This window comes from Gordonia sp. OPL2, assembly GCF_003797825.1.
Taxonomy (GTDB): Bacteria; Actinomycetota; Actinomycetes; order Mycobacteriales; family Mycobacteriaceae; genus Gordonia.
Genome location: NZ_RKME01000011.1, coordinates 134,777 through 149,633 on the forward strand (window position 1 = coordinate 134,777; position 14,857 = coordinate 149,633).

Consider the following 14,857-nt stretch of genomic DNA (forward strand, 5'->3'; position numbering starts at 1 on the left):
CCGGGCCGAGGTCACAGCGCCAGGGTCAGTTGTCGGCTCCGGAGTCGCCCCGCGTGCCGTAGTCGACCGATCCCTGCACGAACCCGCTGTTGGGATTGACGTTGTTGACGTCGGTCGAGGGGCTCGTCTCCGTTGTCAGGAACCCGCCGAGGAACACGGCGCCGAGTCCCACCACGATGCCGGCGACTCCGGCCACGGCTCCGGCCACGAGGCGGTTGTTGGTCATGGCGACGAAAATACCATCGACGATGTGAGCGTCGGCTGAGCGTGCGGGCTGAGCGTGCGGTCAGTGCACGCGGTCAGTGCGACAGCACCGGCACCAGGAGTCTCGACGAGCTCGCGATCGTGTTGCGGCTCGCCTCACCCACATCCGCGTGGCGGAAGCCGAGGATCGTCGGCGCGTCGTCGGCGTGATCCGAGCTGGTCAACACCAGCCGTAGGCGATGGCCCGGTGACAGGCGTCGAGCGTTGGCGACGACGGGGATTCGATAGGTGATCTGCTCGCCGACCGGGATGGCCTGCGGGGTCGTGCACGGTAGGACCGGGCGCCCGGGTCGGCTGCGCTCCTCGTCGACTGCCCGCAGCGACGCGCGAAGCCAACCACCGGTGATCGGTGTGGCCATGCTGTCGTTGCCGGTGTGGCCGGTGTGCACGTCGGTGGGGCGGGAGTTGGAATCGTCGGAGTCGTCGTCCGGGGTGTCGGAGCCGCGATCGTCGGAGTCCGGGGTGCCTGGAGCGACGTCGTAGAGCACGGCGATCCACGCGGTGTCGACACCTGTGATCGCCGCGTCCAGACGCAGTTCGAAATCGCCGGCGAGGTCGAGCGAGCTCTCGACGGTCGGGCCCTCCCAGACCAGACGGTCGGCGTGTGGCTCGGCGGCGCGGGGGGTGTGGAAGTCATCGGGGACGTGGAAGTAGGAGCGGGTTCCGCTCTCACCCTCGTCGATGTCGAGCGTGCCGTCGGCGCGCAGCGCGTACTCGACGATGTGCGACTCGGCCGGCGGCCAGACGCGTGCCGTGTGCCATTCGTCGGAGCCGGGCAGTGCATATCGGATGGGGTCGCCCTCCATGATCCCGGTGTCGGCTCCCTTCAGCCAGTGGTCGTACCACGCGAGGGCCTCGACGTGCAGCGTCTCCCACGGCCAGTTGAGACCCCCCTCCGGCAGCAGGCTCATCCGGACATTCGGATTGTGCGCCAAGGCTTCCCACGTCGTGAAGGTCCCCGGAAGATGCATGATGACGTTGTCCCAGTCGCATCCGAGGTAGACGGGGATCTGCACGTCGGCGAGCGAGGCGCTGACGTTACGGTCGGCCCAGAAGTCGTCGTGGGTGGGATGCTCCACGGCACTTTCGCGCCACAGCCGCCCGAACGGCTCGTCCGGGTAGTGCGCTTTGAGGATCGGGGTGAGCGCGGCGGCGGCGGCCTCGCCGTTCACGTGGTCCAGGCGGCGATGAACCCGTCTGTCCGACAACACCTTTGTCAGCAACTTCAGGGCGGTGCTTCGCCACAGGCGGTCAGTCCGCTGACTGAGAACGCCGATCGCGCTGAACCACGGCCCGACGAAGGACGACACGAACAAACCGTGATGGGACAGGGCGTCGTACACGCTCTCGTTCACCCCGAACGGAAAGATCGCCTTGAGTGACGGCGGTCGCTCGGCCGCTGCCGACAACTGCACCATCGCGAAGTAGCTGATCCCGAGCATGCCGACGTTCCCGTCGCACCACGGCTGGGCGGCGACCCATTCGATCAGGTCGTACAGGTCTTCGCGTTCCTGGTGATCGAAGAATGTCCAGGTGCCGTCGGACCCCGCGGTGCCTCGGGCGTTGGCGATGACGTGGACGTATCCGCGCGGGACGAAGAAATCGCTCGCGCCCGCTTCCACGAGGCCGAGGGGAGCCCGGGTGTTCTGGATCTGACGTGGGTATGCGGAGAAGGAGATGAGGGCGGGCACTGGCGGCGCGGTGGTCGGGCGGTACAGGTCGGCACGTAGATCGATTCCGTCCCGCATCGGCACGGCGACATCGTGGGTCTCGGTCATCGCGTGAACCGGTTCGCTCAGATTGCGGAAGTCTCGGCCGGTGGTCTGAATCCCGTTCAGGCGGCGTTGGCCGCGTTCGATGCCGGAAACCTGGGACATGGAAACACTCCGCTGCGAAAAGATCGCCATGAATTTGAGTGGCAATCAATACCTTTTAAGTAATGCTTAAAAGCATGGCATGATCTGGTGCGAGCTGCAAGAGGGGAGAATGGGCGGATGCGACGGACGAGTCGGCAGCGTGAGGCGGGAGAGCAGACGCGGCGGGAGACGCGTCGCCGACTGCTCGTCGCGGCCCGAAAAGAATTCGCCGAGCGGGGTTATGGACAGGCGACGGTGTCACGGATCGCCGACCGGGCTGGGGTCACCGTCCCGACGCTGTACTCCGCCTGGGGAAGCAAACGCGAACTGTTGCGCGGCGTGATGGAGGCGGCGGTCAGCGGATCGGACGACAAGGGGGTCGACGCATCTGCGCCTCCGGTGCCGATGCGACCGGGTGTCGTACTGGCTGGGGGACATCGGTCGCCGGTGGATGGTGGCGGTGATGTGTTGCCCCGTGACGGGGAGCCCATCGGCCCGGATCCTGCTGAGGTAGGGCCTACTGATGTGGGGTCGGCTGACCCGGAGCCTGCTGACGTGGAGCCCGAAGAGTTGATCCGTTTCCTCGTCGCGCAGTTCCGGATGCTCGCCGAGCGTTCCGCCTTCGGGTGGCGCACCTACCGCGATGCTGCGGCGGTGGACCCGGAGGCGGCGACCGACTGGGCGGCCTTGATGGACATCCGCCGGTCAAACTTCCGTCATCTCTTCGGGCAGATTCCCGACGACCGGCTCCGCGTCGGGTTGACCGCCGAGGCCGCGGCGGACACCGCCTGGGTGATTGCCAGCCCGGACACTTACGACCAGCTCGTGCGTCACGCCGGCTACTCGCTCGACGAGTTCGCCGACTGGGTGGCCACCACATTGATCGCGTCGATCCTGCGCTGAGCCGATGGTGTGCTGGTGCTGGTGCGGGTGTGTCGGTACGGGTTCGCCGGTACGCGTTTGCCACGGCGCCGGAAGCTTGCAGTGGGTGACAACCGCAGTTCCACTGTCTCTGCTCGGCACGATTGGCTGCGATCTGAAATGGTTGCGGCACCGGCCCGATGGTCAGTCGGCGTCGGCGCGGGTCGGCGTCAGAGTGTGACCGGAGGTTGTTTCTCGCACTGAGCCGGAACGATGAACACCGGACGGTGGCAGTGTTTGAGGACGCGCTCGGCGACGCTGGAGTGCAACAGCGCGCGCAACCCCGACGCGCCACGCGTGCCGGTGACGAGCAGGTCGACATCGAGTGCGTCGGCGGCGGCCACGAGCGCTCCCCACACGGTCGACTCGACCTCCACGAGTGATCCACGGGCGGACAATCCGACCGATTTCGCGAGGTCCACTCCCTTGCAGTTGATGGTCTCGGCCTCTGATTCGAGCGCATGGTCGACGCCGGCTTCGAGGCGGGTGTCGATGAACGGCTGCATACCGCCGGACAACGTCGACAGTCGGGTCGGCGACATCCCACCCGGCTGCCATGCGGTCACGACGAACGCGGTCTCGGCTCGGAGGAACTGGCCCGCATAGCGGATGGCGCGATCGGCGTTGGGGGAACCGTCGTAGGCGATCATCAGGACGTTCTGGAGATTGTTCTGTCCGTCACCTGATCGCGTGGCCGACGTTCTCGGAACCGTGGTCGCGCGAACCGCGACGTCGGGAGCGGCGATGTCTGGATCGTCCGGGCCAGGATCTGCCGAGCCAGGATCTGCTAAGCCGGGAGCTGCTGGGCCGAGATTCGTGGAATGAGGACCGGCTGTTTCGGGACTAGGGCCCTCGATAATCGTTCTGCCCGGACCACTGCTGTGCGGACCACCGTTTCCTGTGTCGGACGTCGCGGTGGCGGCATCGGCTGGGGTGGACCCCACGTCCATTGCCCCAGGTTACATGCCAGACTCGTCGCATGGGCTCAACTCGGCGAGGACATGGGGTTCGTGGCGCGCTGGCGTTGGCGGTGGTCGTGGTCGTGGCGGTCGTCGGCTCCGGCTGTGCGAGCGCGCAGTCGCCAGATGGTTCCGGTGGCGCGACATCGACGTCCAGGAGCGGTCCGACATCGGTGGAGTCATCGTCGAGCACGTCCTCGGCGGTCGCGACGACCTGCGGGACAACGCAACTCGCGAAGATGACGCTGCGGCAGAAGTTGGCTCAGCTGATCGTCGTCGGAGTCACCGGCTCGGCCGACGCCCAGGCCATCGTCGACAAAGAGCAGATCGGCGGGATCTTTGTCGGTAGTTGGACCGACAAGTCGATTCTCACCAGCGGCGCGGCCGCACGGATCTCGCGTAACAGTCCGGTGCCTCTCATGGTCACGGTCGACCAGGAGGGCGGTCGGGTCTCGAGGCTGTCGTCGCTGGGCATCGACAGCCCGTCGGCCCGCGAGCTGGCGGCAGCGCGCACGCCGCAGCAGGTACAGGCGTTGGCCGCATCGATCGGGAAACAGCTTCGGCGGTTGGGCATCACGGTCGACTTCGCACCCAGCGTCGACGTCAGCGACGAGCCGGATGATGAGGTGATCGGCGACCGGTCGTTCAGCAACGACCCGGCCGTGGTGACGGAATACGGCTCCGCGTTCGCGGAGGGGCTCGCATCGGCCGGGATCACGCCGGTGTACAAGCACTTTCCGGGCCATGGTCACGGTTCGGGCGACTCGCATCTCGGTGTGGTCGTGACTCCTCCGTTGTCGTCGTTGGAACGCAGCGACCTGGTGCCATACAAGACCTTGCTGCAGAACCCCGGTAAGGCTGCGGTGATGGTGGGACATCTGATCGTCCCGGGGCTGACCGGGCCGGAGACCCCGGCGAGTATCAGTCCGCGCGCCATCGGCATGTTGCGATCGGGACAGCCCTACGGCGGGCCGCCGTTCAACGGCGTCGTGTTCTCCGACGACCTGTCCGGCATGGCCGCCATCAGCGCGCGCTATCCGATCGAGGAGGCTGCGCCGATGGCGATCCGCGCCGGCTCCGACATCGCGCTCTGGCTCTCCACCGACCGGGTCTCGTCAGTTCTCGATGCGCTGGAGCGCCAGGTGGCGACCAAGCGGCTCACCGAGCAACGTGTTGACCGCTCGGTCGTGCGCATCCTGCGATCAAAGGGAGTGCTCACGTGCTGAGCCCCGAACCATTGGACGCCGGCACGCAGGGCGCCGGCATGCAGTGCGCTGACGGGCTGGGCGCTGACGGGCTGGGCGCCGACGGGCTGGGGCGTGGGTACGGGATCGGTGCTGACGCTCCAAGCGCGGAACCGTTGAGTGTGAACGGGTTCCATCTTCACGTGATGACTGTCGGGCGGGGCGCGGGGCCATCGACCGCCGACCCGTCCAACGCCGACCCGTTCAACGCTGACCAGTTCAACGCTGACCTGCTTTCCACCGACCTGCTCACCGCTGACCTGTTCTCCGCGGGACCGCCGAGTGACGACCCGTTCGGCGACGCGCTTGTCAGACCCGCCGGAATGAGTGCGACATGGTGAGTCCGACACCACCTCCGCGGCCGCGGGTGGAAATCACGCCGATGCGCCCGGCGCGTCCGGCGCGGCCTCGATCCGCCGGCGTGGTGGTCGCGCTGTGGTCGCTGGCACTGGTGCTGGTTGTGGCCAGTGTTCTGCTGGTGGCGACCCATCTCACCGAGATCCGAGTCGCACTCGCGGTGGACCTGGCGCGCGGCCGTCCGGACGCGACCGGTGACGAGGTTGTTCGTGCGATCAACATCGCGTTTCTCGCCGGAGCCGTCGTCGCGGCGGTCGCCGTCCTGGCGGCGGTGGTCGGCTGTGTGCGCGTATGGGAGGGAAGACGTTCTGTGCGTGGATGGTTCGTCATCGCAATCATCGGCGCAGCCGCGCTCGCAGTCGGGGGTGCCGTGACGATCGGGTCATCGGCGCAGGCAGTCGCAGACGCCGGACTGCCGAGTGCGTTTCAATGGCCTGTACCGGCGATCGCGTGCGCAGTGGGCGTCGTCGCGACCGTCGTCGCGATTATCGGGGATAGGTGAGGATCTCGTCTCCGGTCCGAGGGTTGCGCCAGCGAACGGTGCGATCGGTGTGCATGGTCGGGATCCACAGCCCCATGTGCTTCCGTTGATGGTCGGGGAGGCAGAGCGGGATGAGGTTCTCGAGCAGCGTCCAGCCTCCCGCCATCGGGTCTGCATGGTCGAACTTGACGAGATGATCGAGTTCGCACAGGTGCGCCTGCACCGAGCACATCGGGTAGCGACACGTCTGATCGCAGCCTTCGACATCCGCGCGCAGGTGTGCTGACGGCGCGTAGGTCAACGCGCCCGGCGGTGGTTGGACGAATCCGCCGTGCCCGGTCGGGTCCACCGGTGGTGCGAGGGTGCGATCGGTGATGATCAGGGCTGCAGGTCGCGGCGGCGGGCTGCTCGGGGTGATGATCCGGGCTCGTGGCGCGAGGTGGGCAGCCATATCGGGGTCGATTGCCCCGTAGCCGCGGAGTCGGGGCGGTCGCCGGTCGGTCGGGTCGAGGATCAACGTCCATGGCGGCTGCTCCGGTTCGACAGTGTCGCCGGACGTTTGGGCGGTGTCGCGCTCGGCGTCGGACACGGCATCGACGTCGGGATCGGGTTCGGCATCGGCACCGCCGATGGAAAGGTCGATCGTATTGTCGGACAACACAGACACGGAGTGCGAGGTGTCGACGGCCGGCGCGTTCAGCGCGGCGGTGCCCGCGACGTCGCCCGTCCCGTCGCCGCAGTCGGGCGAACCAGTGGAGGTGGATGGAGAAGTATCCGCCACTACGTCGGAAGCTCGGGCCGCAGAGCCTGTTTCGCCGCCGACCGCAACCGGGAGGGTGTCGGCGCCGGTCCCGCCGGACGGTGCGGCGGCGTCAGCGACCTCGACGGTCGCGTCGGCCTCCGCGGTATCGCCAGAACCGACCTCGTCGACCTGGTCCACCTCGGCGACCCCGGCGACCTCCGTAACCTCGGCCACCCCGGTAACCCCGGCGACCTGGGCCACCTCCGTAACCTCGGCCACCTCGGTAACCCCGGCCACCTCGTCTGCCTCCCCGGCCTCCCGACGTCCACCCCCGCCAGACCTGTCCGACGCGTCGACGGTCTGCGCGGTCTTCGCACCCTCGATGGTCTTCCCCGAATGGTTGCCCTCGGCAACCCCGGAGGGAGTCCCATGCGCCGGTGGGGTGACATTCCGTGCGCGACGAGGTTTGCCGACGCGGGCGCCCCGATCACCGCGGACGCGACAGTCGTCACGTCCGCAGCGACAGTCGAGGCGGGCTCCGGGGACGCCGATGAGTTCGGCGTGGGCCATCACGCGTTGTTGACCGGTGGTTCGTGGGTCGGCAGGGCACACCCGCGCCGACAGCAGCTCACGGATTCGGTGCCCGAGAAACACCCCCTGGTCGGCGGGCGCGCAAATCTCGATGGTCGTGTGTCCGGCTGCGTCGGTGGTGATGGTGACGTTCTGCCAGGCCTCGGCGAACTCTTCGCGGACCTCTGCGGCGCGGTCGGGATCCAGGTCGACAATCAGATCGTTCAAGGCGCCCTCGAGCGCCTTGTCCGTGGTCGGGCGATCCGCGAGATCGAGCGCGAGGTCGTCGAAATCGATGGTCAACTCCTCGGCGTCCTGAGTATCGCGACCGACCTCGACATCCACATCCGCATCGACATCCACATCCGCATCGACGTCGGCATCCACATCGACATCCGTATCGACCCCGCCACTGTCGGCCCCGCCGACATCGCCGTCCACCCCGGTGTCGGGTGAGATAGCTGCTTCATCGCCACCGTTCGGCGAGTCCTCCAGCAGACCGTCGAGCGTCGGCGCCCCACCATGGGCCGCCGCGGCATCGTCCTCACCGTTCCTTCGACCGTCTCCGGACCCGGCCGCGCACCCGTCGTCGGCGGGGTCGACGTCCGGTGCGACGTCGGCGGCGCGCAGCACCTTCTCGACCCGGTTCGTGCTGAAGTCGCCGGCCAGATAGCGGGCCCTGATCTTCGGATGACGCTGGAGGGCCTCGCCGTCGGCCATCCACCGTCCGGCCTTGGTCTTGGAGATCCGCAGTCCCAACGCCACCGCGTCCACCGTCGCCCGCTCGGCGGCCTTGCGCCCGCTCATCCGGCCTCTGGGATGGAGTTGAGAGTTCAGGGCGTCGTTGTAGGCGGACTCACCGACCTGCTGTGCCAGCAGCAGTGCCCGCGCTTCGTGTTGGCGGCTCAACCGCAGATGTGCTCGTGCCCGGACCGCGAGATCCGCCGACGACAGCTCAGCCGACGACGCGGCGTGATCGACGGGATCGAACAGGGCATCCATGGCGGTGGCACCTTCGGGTGGCGGCGGTGGCAGAGGCAGCTGTCGACATCTGCCCGTCATGGAATGCATCACCCGCGTGGAATCAACTGCCGCCGACACTACCTCCTCGCACCGTCACCGAAGCTCTCGTCATCCGAAGCTGTGGACAACTCGAGGTGTCCTGAGCGCTGTCAGCGGGCCACTGCCCGAACCTCACATCGACACGTCGGCCCGATAGGACATCGCATCGAGCTGCGCGACAATTCCTTCCGCGCTGCGTACCGCGGTCGCGCACGCCGCGGACGCATCCGCCGAGAGCAGCGGATGAGCTGCACGGCTGCGCCACAGGTGCGCCGCGTCGACCGCCGCGGAACGGACGACGCACGGATCGGTGCCCGGGTCGAGGCCCAACCGGGTCGCAGGGTCCACTCCGTGCCCGCCGACGATCCGTGCCAGATCCTCGGCCTGATCCGCAGGGAGGTCCACGCCGCCCGAACGAAGAAGGTTGAGCAACCGCAGTTCCCGGAAGCCGTGGACGTCGGCGAGCGACCGCCGAACCGATGCACGCACCGCTTCGGCGTCGGTGCCGCCGGCCCGCGACAACACGTGGTCGAGGGTGACGAGCACCGAATGTGCCTTCAACTGGTCGGCCCGCTGACCGAACTGCACATCGATGATGGCGCTCAGTTCGGACAGCCCGCTGCGCGCGACGAGCTCGTCGGCCAACCGGGTCGACGTCGTGGTGCCGAACCGAATCAATGTGACACCCATGCGGATCCCGAACACCCCGAAACGATCCGCGAGTGCCGACCGGATCGCCGGATCGATGTGTGGCAGCACGTCTGGCCGGACGAAGCGGTCGACGGTCAGGAGTGCGGCCTCCAGATCCGCGGCGGGCAGGCCGGCCAGCTCGGTCATGGCGCGGAACTCGGCCTCGCGCATGGTGCGTGCACCGAGCGCGAGCAGACCGGCGACCGGAACGACGGCCTGGCACAGACCGGCTCGCGACAACTCGGCCCCGTAACGCCCGGCGATCTGCTCGGCCGACATCATCGCGTCCATACGGCCGGCGCCGTGTTCGTCGGCGCGCGAGACGACTCCGATCACGCCGAGCGGACCCGACCCGCCGCCGATGGCCGAGGAGATGCGGCGCAGCATGCCGGTGTCGGCGGCCGACAGCGTGCGCATCAGATACACGACGGCGTCGACCCCGGACTGGCCGTCCTCGGGTGCGAGAAGGCGGATGGTGGACGCCGACAGCTCGGTCGACAGCGAGGCGGTACCGGGTGTGTCCACGATGGTCCGGGACTGCAGTGCGCGCGAGGGCCATTCGACGTCGAGGTGGTCGACGCGCTCGGCGGTCAGCGCACCGAAGTCGAAGCCCAGACGGCCGCGGTTCCGGGTGACCGGGATCGCGGCGACCGTGCCGTCGTCGACGTGCGCGGTCACCGAGGCCGCCTGTCCGCGGCGATACCAGGTGACGACGCGCGTGCACTCCGTCGTATCGGTTGGTGCGATGTCCTGTCCGACAAGGGCATTGAGCAGGGTCGACTTGCCGGCCTTCAGCGACCCGGCCAGTGCGATCCGGATGGGCTCGTCGAGTCGTCGCGCACACCGGTCCACCGCTTCGACCGCGTCCCGATCGCCGACGACGGCGTCGCGGGCCCGATCGATCAGTGTCCGTGCGTTGTCGAGATCGGGCATCAGTTGCTCACCTCTCCGGCCTCCAGTTGATCGGCGGCGCGCCGCAGTGCGGCGATCTCACCCAATTTCTTCTCGGCGATCGCGGTGCGCGACGTGCGTTCCGAATCAGCCAGCGCAGCAGCGGATTGCGCCGCGCTGAGCGACTCCGAGATGGAACGAGAAGTCTGTTCGGCGACCGACGTGAAGTGATCCCGCAGGACGCGTTGGATCACGCGGAGCCGATCGCGTGACTCCTTGCCGACCTGGAAGCTCACATCGTCGGTGAAGGCGCGCACCGCGGCCTTCGCCTTGCCGCGACGCTCCAGCACTCGGGCCTGCTTGTCGTCACGGTATGCCTTGCTGCCCAGCAGGACTCCGGCGCCGACCGAGACCGGGTTGATCAACGCCATCCCCATCATCGTGGAGATCAGACCGAACATCAGCACGCCACCGTAGGAACCGCGCATCCCGACGAGCATCTTCTGCGTGATCCCGGTCTTGCCGGCGTCGAGGGTCGCCAGTTCGGCGACCGCGTCGAAGATGCCGTCGAGGTCTGCGGCCTCGACGTCGGGCAGCGTATCGGTGCCCGCCTCGGCGAAGTGCTCGGCGACACGCTGGGCGAGCCACACCGAACGCTCGTGCGCCCAGACGAAGTTGTCGCCGACGACACCGGCGGTCTGTTCGGCGAGCCACTCACCGAACTGCTCCCAGTCGGCGCCCGGATCGCCGTCGTCGATGGCACGTTCGGCCTCGCGGGTGATCGCCCGGAGACGGTCGCGCAGGTCGTGATCGATGTCGGCGGCGAGGTCGCCGATGCCGTCGGCCAGAGTCTGCTGCCACTGGGCGGATTGCCGCCGCATGGCCTCGGCCCTCACCTTGGCCTGCTGCAGGCCGTCGACGGCGCGGCGCGCGGTCTCCGGATCCCGGAGGGCTGCCAGCTCGCTACCCACTGTGAGGGCGAGGTGTTCGGAGACGACGCGGAGATCGGTCGACACCGTCGACCTGCTCGCCCGCTGTGCGGTCGGGACGACCTTGTCCCGGAGATAGCGGTAGAGGTCGACGAACCCGGCCTCGGCGTTGAGCTGCTCGTCCTGCAGCCGGAGCGCGTGCACACGCAGCGCCGACGACACGGGTAGCAGCGGGATGTCGATCCCCTTGGCGGACAGGTGGTTCCGATCGGCATCGGCGATGGCGCGCCAATGCGGATACAGGTCGACCTTGGTGAGCAGGCATGCAACCGTGGGACACAGCTCGGTGACCTGCTCGAGGAAGCCCATCTCCGGTGCGGTGAACTCCTGGCTGGCGTCGCTGAGGAACAGGACCGCGTCGGCTGCCGCCACCATACCGAGAGTTGCTGCCGCATAAGGATGTCCGTGACCACCGACGCCGGGCGTGTCGACGACGACGAGCCCGTCGGCGAGCAGTGGTCCGGGAGCGGCGATCTCCAGACGGGCCACGTCGCGACCCTGCGCGAGCGGGGTTGCCGGCGTGATCGCGGTGATGTCGGACAGCGCTACTGCGATCCGGTCCTGATCACCGGATCCGACGACGAGGTGTGCGGTCGGTTCCGGTGCGTGGGAGATGACGGTCGGTACGGCGGTCGTCTCGTCGTCGCCGACGGAGCACACCTCCAGGTTGAGAAGCGCGTTGACGAACTGGCTCTTGCCCTGCTTGAGCTGCCCGACCACGACGATGCGCAGGCGGGGATCGGTGAGCCGTGTCCGGGCCCCCGCCAGGCGGGTGACGAGGTCACCCCGCCCGGCATCGGCCGCGATCTCGGTCATCCGCGACAGCAGGTCCGGGATCGCGGGGCTCCCCGCCGCGGTGCTCCCCGCTGCACTGCTCCCGGCCGCGCTGCTCACCGGCCCGCTGCTCACCGGCCCGCTGCTCACCTGCCCGCTGCTCACACTGTTCGTCGACATGGTGTCCTCACGGTAGCGACGTCGGACGGGGATCATCCGCCGAACGCACCGCCGTCGTGGTCGGCGGCATGCGAGGTGTCGGTGTGCGTGGTCGCGTCCGTGTGGTTGTCGGTGTCGAGGCCACCGTCGAGTCCACCACCGAGTCCGCCACCCAGTCCACCACTCAATCCGCCGCCGAGCCCACCATCGAGGCCACCGCCGAGCCCGCTCGTGAGGCCCGCGTCGCCGGAGAGGTCGGACGTGAGGTCGGTCGTCGCATGGGCCGCGGTGTCGAGGGTTCCGTCGACGGCGCCTCCCGCAGCGCCGGCGACGCCACCGGCAGCGCTGCCGACACCACCCACGGCAGCGTCGGCGGCTCCGGTGGCACCGGCGGCAGCACCCGCAACGGCCTCTGCCCCGGCGCTCGAGCCGGCATCGGCTGCCGCCGATCCGCCGGCAGAGGCCCCACCGGTCAGCGAGGTGACCGAATTGTCGAGCGTGCCACTCACATCGGCACCGCCGACCCCGTGCCCGTCACCCGCGAGCCCGAGCCCGCCGGCCGGCCCGGAATCGCCGCCGAGGCCGAGCCCACTGGTCAATCCGGAATCACCGGACAGGCCCAGCGCACCGGTCAGTCCGGAGTCGCCGCTCAGGTCGCCGGTCAGTCCGGAATCGCCGCTGAGGCCCAGACCGCTGGTCAATCCCGAATCGCCGGACAGCCCGAGCGCACCGGTCAGTCCGGAATCGCCCGTCAGGCCCAGCCCGCTCGTCAGTCCGGAGTCGCCGGACAGGCCCAGCCCGCTGGACAGTCCGAGACCCTGGGTCAGGCCGAGGCCTCCGGTCACACCGTCGCCGCCGATGCCGACGGTCGCAGAGGTCGCGGAGTCGATCTCGCCGGTCACCAGGGTGCCGATGCCGCCGACCGACGCGAGGCTCGAGTCCAGAGTGGCGGTGATGCCGTTTGCGGTGGACGTGTCCAGGTCGAGTGCAGTGCCGAGCGTGCTCGCCAGTGCCGAGTCGATGTCGGCGCCACCCGCGAGCTGTCCGGACAGATCCCCGCCCAGGCCACCACCCACAGCGGCGCCGAGGACCGCTCCGAGCGAGCCGCCGAGCTGGGCTCCGACGTCACCGCCGGCACCGAGCGCGCCGGCCAGGGTCGTGCTGAGATCTGTGGTGGCACCGCCGATCACATCGGCGTCCAGAGTCCCACCGAGCGCGGCGTCGAGCGCGCCGCCGAGGTTGGTGACGAGGGCGCCGTCGACGCCGAGGGCGGTTCCGAGGTCGGCGGCCAGGAGCTGACCCACGCTGATCCCGGACGCCGCGCCGAGCAGGCCGTCGACTCCGGCTGCGCCGCTGAGCATTCCGCCGAGGGAACCGCCGAGCGCGGCAGCCAGGTCACCGCCTGCGCCGCCGACGGCTCCGAGATTGGCGGCCAGATCGCCGGCGAGTCCACCGTCGAGGAGTCCGCTGAGGTCGGCCCCGAGGAGGCCTCCTGCGCCGAGAGCGCCCGACAGCGCCGCGCCGAGGTCAGCGCCGGCCCCGGCGCCCAACGCGCCGGAGAACACCGACGACAGTGCGGTGTCGAGGCCCGCGCCGGCAGTGAGGAGGCCGTCGACGGTGGCCCCGGCCGACAGCCCGCTCAGGTCGAGACCGAGGTCGGCGTCGAGTGCGGTGCCCAGCGCACCGCCGAGGGCAGCGCCGAGGTTCGTGGCGATCTCACCACCGGCCCCGAGTGAGCTCTCCAGGGCCGCGCCGACCGCGGCCTGCACGTCCCCGCCGGCGGCCAGGACGGCGTCGAGTCCGCTGCCCAGGGCGGCATCGAGTGCGGCCGACAGTCCCGCCTGTGCGCCTCCACCGACTCCGAGCGCGGCGGCGATCGCGCCACCCATGACCGTGCTCAGTGCCGCGCCGCCGGTGAGCGCGAGCCCACCCGCCGCAGCCGCACCACCGGTCAGCACTGCGGTGAGCGCGGTGCCCAGGTTCGCGGCGACTGCACCACCCGCGCCGAGGCCCGTGCCGAGAGCGCCGGTCAGGCTCGCTCCCAACTCGCCGGACAGGGCGCTGATCGCCTGCGCGTCGAGGAGGCCGGCCAATGCGGTCTGCACGCCGCCGGCGGCCTCGAGCGTGCCGTCGAAGGCGGCTGCCAGGTCGGTGGCGAGCGCGGCATCGAGCCCGAGTGCCCCCGACAGCACCGCCGACACCGATCCACCGGCACCCAGGCCTGCGGAGAGTGCGGTGGCGAGGTCGGCGCCGAGTCCGGCGCTCCCGCCGACGGTCGCGCCGAGCAATCCGCCGAGGGTTGCGCCGAAGGCTCCGGCCGTCTCCCCGCCGAGTGCCAGGCCCGACGCCAGCGTCGCCGACAACGCGCCCTCGGCGCCCGCGGCGAGTCCACCACCGGCGGCGAGTACGGCGTCGAGCGCGGTGCCGAACTGTCCGACGAGGCTGCCCTTGGCGCCGATCGCGGTCGCGAGGGCCTGCGCGATGGTGGCGCCCGCACCGGCTCCGAGGTCGACCCCTCCGGCGACCACGGTGTCGAGTGCGGCGCCGATGGCCCCGCCGAACTGGGCGGCCACCGAGCCGCCCGCGGCGATCCCGGCGGCCAGCGTCGCGCCGAGTCCGACGGCGAGCTGTCCCGCGAGGTCGAGGTCGCCGAAGGCGATGCCGCCGAGGTCGAGATCGGCGAGACCGAGGCCGGACAGGTCGACGTCGCCGAGGCCGATCCCGCCGAGCGCGCCACCGAAATCGATGTCACCGAGGTCGATGCCGCCCAGTCCCACACCGCCCAGTCCCAGTCCGCCGAGTCCCACACCGCCCAGTCCCAGTCCACCCAGTCCGAGACCGCCGAAGTCGATGTCGCCCATGCCTATTCCGCCCAGCCCGATGTCGCCGGTCCCGACC

Annotated in this window: 11 protein-coding genes; 4 read left to right on the forward strand and 7 right to left on the reverse strand. The window is 69.4% G+C overall.

Translation table 11 applies throughout. The annotated features are described in order from the left end of the window. Positions 1-25: 25 nt before the first annotated feature. Together EEB19_RS13290 and EEB19_RS13295 are read right to left on the reverse strand one after the other, a co-directional pair. Entirely contained in the window at positions 26-226 is a 201-nt protein-coding gene (locus EEB19_RS13290; protein ID WP_187586943.1) for a DUF2613 family protein, read from the reverse strand. Between the two features lie 73 nt (positions 227-299). Beyond that, positions 300-2,141, reverse strand: coding sequence for a CocE/NonD family hydrolase (locus tag EEB19_RS13295; RefSeq protein ID WP_187586944.1), 1,842 nt, complete (start codon positions 2,139-2,141; stop codon positions 300-302). Between the two features lie 117 nt (positions 2,142-2,258). On the opposite strand from EEB19_RS13295, the gene EEB19_RS13300 reads away from it, so the two are divergent. Beyond that, positions 2,259-3,023, forward strand: coding sequence for a helix-turn-helix domain-containing protein (locus tag EEB19_RS13300; RefSeq protein ID WP_187586946.1), 765 nt, complete (start codon positions 2,259-2,261; stop codon positions 3,021-3,023). A 188-nt stretch (positions 3,024-3,211) separates the two neighbouring features. Here EEB19_RS13300 and EEB19_RS13305 read toward each other — a convergent pair whose 3' ends face one another. Further along, positions 3,212-3,787 carry a universal stress protein gene (locus EEB19_RS13305; protein WP_262365649.1) on the reverse strand — a complete coding sequence of 192 codons (576 nt, stop codon included), beginning with the start codon at positions 3,785-3,787 and terminating at the stop codon, positions 3,212-3,214. Between the two features lie 233 nt (positions 3,788-4,020). Between EEB19_RS13305 and EEB19_RS13310 the strand changes: the two genes are divergently transcribed. The 3 genes from EEB19_RS13310 to EEB19_RS13320 are packed head-to-tail and all read left to right on the forward strand — an operon-like array spanning position 4,021 to position 6,103. Beyond that, a complete protein-coding gene (locus tag EEB19_RS13310; RefSeq protein ID WP_187586951.1) occupies positions 4,021-5,226 on the forward strand; it encodes a glycoside hydrolase family 3 protein in 1,206 nt (401 codons plus the stop codon). Continuing rightward, positions 5,220-5,585: a hypothetical protein gene (locus EEB19_RS13315; protein WP_187586953.1), complete on the forward strand. Its 366-nt coding sequence runs from the start codon at positions 5,220-5,222 to the stop codon at positions 5,583-5,585. The genes EEB19_RS13310 and EEB19_RS13315 overlap by 7 nt, the downstream gene beginning before the upstream one ends. Further along, a complete protein-coding gene (locus tag EEB19_RS13320) occupies positions 5,579-6,103 on the forward strand; it encodes a hypothetical protein (RefSeq protein ID WP_187586955.1) in 525 nt (174 codons plus the stop codon). Before EEB19_RS13315 ends, EEB19_RS13320 begins: the two co-directional genes overlap by 7 nt. Here the strand turns inward: EEB19_RS13320 and EEB19_RS13325 are convergent. From EEB19_RS13325 to EEB19_RS13340, 4 genes are all read right to left on the reverse strand, one after another. Further along, entirely contained in the window at positions 6,087-8,396 is a 2,310-nt protein-coding gene (locus EEB19_RS13325) for an HNH endonuclease signature motif containing protein (protein WP_187586957.1), read from the reverse strand. The two genes, EEB19_RS13320 and EEB19_RS13325, sit on opposite strands and share 17 nt — an antisense overlap. Positions 8,397-8,588: 192 nt before the next feature. Further along, a complete protein-coding gene (locus EEB19_RS13330; RefSeq protein WP_187586959.1) occupies positions 8,589-10,079 on the reverse strand; it encodes a dynamin family protein in 1,491 nt (496 codons plus the stop codon). After that, positions 10,079-11,842: a dynamin family protein gene (locus EEB19_RS13335; RefSeq protein ID WP_262365650.1), complete on the reverse strand. Its 1,764-nt coding sequence runs from the start codon at positions 11,840-11,842 to the stop codon at positions 10,079-10,081. Before EEB19_RS13335 ends, EEB19_RS13330 begins: the two co-directional genes overlap by 1 nt. A gap of 170 nt (positions 11,843-12,012) precedes the next feature. After that, on the reverse strand, positions 12,013-14,857 hold a 2,845-nt coding region (locus EEB19_RS13340), incomplete at its 5' end, for a hypothetical protein (RefSeq protein WP_222929938.1).

Bases quoted from the DNA above. Each gene is read 5' to 3' on its own strand.
- EEB19_RS13295 (WP_187586944.1), bottom strand. From the start codon at position 2,141: ATGTCCCAGGTTTCCGGCATCGAACGCGGCCAACGCCGCCTGAACGGG.
- EEB19_RS13325 (WP_187586957.1), bottom strand. From the start codon at position 8,396: ATGGATGCCCTGTTCGATCCCGTCGATCACGCCGCGTCGTCGGCTGAG.
- EEB19_RS13320 (WP_187586955.1), top strand. From the start codon at position 5,579: ATGGTGAGTCCGACACCACCTCCGCGGCCGCGGGTGGAAATCACGCCG.
- EEB19_RS13330 (WP_187586959.1), bottom strand. From the start codon at position 10,079: ATGCCCGATCTCGACAACGCACGGACACTGATCGATCGGGCCCGCGAC.
- EEB19_RS13290 (WP_187586943.1), bottom strand. From the start codon at position 226: ATGACCAACAACCGCCTCGTGGCCGGAGCCGTGGCCGGAGTCGCCGGC.
- EEB19_RS13335 (WP_262365650.1), bottom strand. From the start codon at position 11,842: ATGACCGAGATCGCGGCCGATGCCGGGCGGGGTGACCTCGTCACCCGC.
- EEB19_RS13310 (WP_187586951.1), top strand. From the start codon at position 4,021: ATGGGCTCAACTCGGCGAGGACATGGGGTTCGTGGCGCGCTGGCGTTG.
- EEB19_RS13300 (WP_187586946.1), top strand. From the start codon at position 2,259: ATGCGACGGACGAGTCGGCAGCGTGAGGCGGGAGAGCAGACGCGGCGG.